Annotated in this window: 1 pseudogene; it reads left to right on the top strand. The window is 35.6% G+C overall.

From position 1 onward, the window contains the following. Positions 1-519: pseudogene (locus tag CYP28_RS06065) on the top strand (cell surface protein); the annotation flags it as partial.

The raw sequence follows: 519 nt of genomic DNA, 5'->3' as shown, positions 1-519 counted from the left end.
ACACCATTCAAGAAAGACGAGCTTTATCAGCAAAAAGAGAACCAGAAAATATGGAAGAATTTAGAGTTCGCGAACTCCAAGATTACATGGACTGGTTGCTTACAAACTCTATAGACGGCAAACCAACCATGATGGGCAAACTAATAGGTCTTGGCACAAAAGAAGAAGAGGATGAGCTAGATGCTTTTATGGAAACTATGTCCTCCCTTTATCCAAATAATAACAAGGAGTCGCTTAGTCTTTTAAGTAGAACCGACCTAAGCATAGATGAATTTAAGAATTTATTTGCCAAAGCAAGAGAAAAAGCAACAAAGGATGTTGAAGAGCAAAGAAAGCAGATAATCAAAGAAGAACAAGAATACAATGCAAATTTTGCTAAAGAGCAGGCTGAGAAAAAATTTAAACCTATGCAGGTTAAGAAGAAGTATGAGACCTATGATATAAACAAGGATCAGAAATTTCTCTATGCAAGAGAGCTTTTAATTTTCAAAGAAAAAAGAGGTATAGACGTCTTAGAGC

The sequence above is a fragment of the Campylobacter concisus genome, from assembly GCF_002914195.1.
Lineage (GTDB): Bacteria > Campylobacterota > Campylobacteria > Campylobacterales > Campylobacteraceae > Campylobacter_A > Campylobacter_A concisus_M.
This window is presented reverse-complemented; position numbering and strand designations above follow the sequence as displayed.